Raw genomic sequence first — 1,063 nt, forward strand, 5'->3', positions numbered from 1 at the left:
TCTGTTTATACAGGGATCACAATTGCTGAATACTTCCGTGACATGGGTTACTCAGTAGCGATTATGGCCGATTCAACTTCTCGTTGGGCGGAAGCACTTCGTGAAATGTCTGGTCGTCTAGAAGAGATGCCTGGTGACGAAGGTTACCCAGCTTACCTAGGTTCTCGTATTGCAGAATACTATGAGCGTGCAGGTATCGTCCGTACTCTAGGTAGCGAAGGCCGTACAGGTTCAGTTACAGCGGTAGGTGCCGTGTCGCCTCCAGGTGGGGATACATCTGAGCCGGTTACACAAAATACCTTACGAGTTGTAAAAGTATTCTGGTCATTAGATGCCAACCTATCTCGTCAACGTCACTTCCCAGCCATTAACTGGTTAAGTTCATACTCATTGTATGATTCAGAAATCTATAAGGGTGTAGCGGAAGAATTAGGCGTTGAATGGGGTCAATGGGTACAAAAAGCCATGAATATCCTAACTGAAGAAGACAGCTTACAAGAAGTTGTACAATTAGTTGGTATTGATGCCTTATCTGAAAAAGATAAAATGACCCTACTAATTGCAGCCATGATTCGTGAAGGTTACTTACAACAAAATGCCTTTGATGACGTAGATACAACGACTTCAGCGAAGAAACAAGAGAAAATGTTATTCAACATTTTAACCTTCGACCAAGAAGCGCGCCAAGCAATGGAAAAAGGTGCTTACTACCAAGAAATTGCTGACAACACTGTCGACTTACGCGAAAAAATCGTGCGTTCTAAATTTATCTCAGAAGATCAATTAGACCGCATTGACGCTATCAACAATGAAATTAAAGAAGCTATGACAGAAATATTGAAAGGAGGCAGCTACGCATAATGTTAAAAGAGTATAAATCTATCTCCGACGTTTATGGTCCCCTAATGATTGTAGAAGACGTTGAAGGCATTAGTTTTGATGAGTTAGTAGAAGTACAATTACAAACTGGTGAAAAACGTCTTGGACAAGTGCTTCAAGTAGAAGAAAGTCGCGCAGTCGTACAGATCTATGGTGGTGGTTCTGGTATTAACTTACAAGACAC

At 41.6% G+C, this 1,063-nt stretch carries 1 protein-coding gene and 1 pseudogene; both read left to right on the top strand.

What is annotated here, in order from left to right; translation table 11 throughout:
- A pseudogene (locus ACRCJ0_RS15030) lies at positions 1–861 on the top strand (V-type ATP synthase subunit A); the annotation flags it as partial.
- On the top strand, positions 861–1,063 hold a 203-nt coding region (locus tag ACRCJ0_RS15035; protein ID WP_431391013.1), incomplete at its 3' end, for an HAS-barrel domain-containing protein. The pseudogene ACRCJ0_RS15030 and the gene ACRCJ0_RS15035, both read left to right, overlap by 1 nt.

The organism is Aerococcus sp. L_32, from assembly GCF_050689315.1.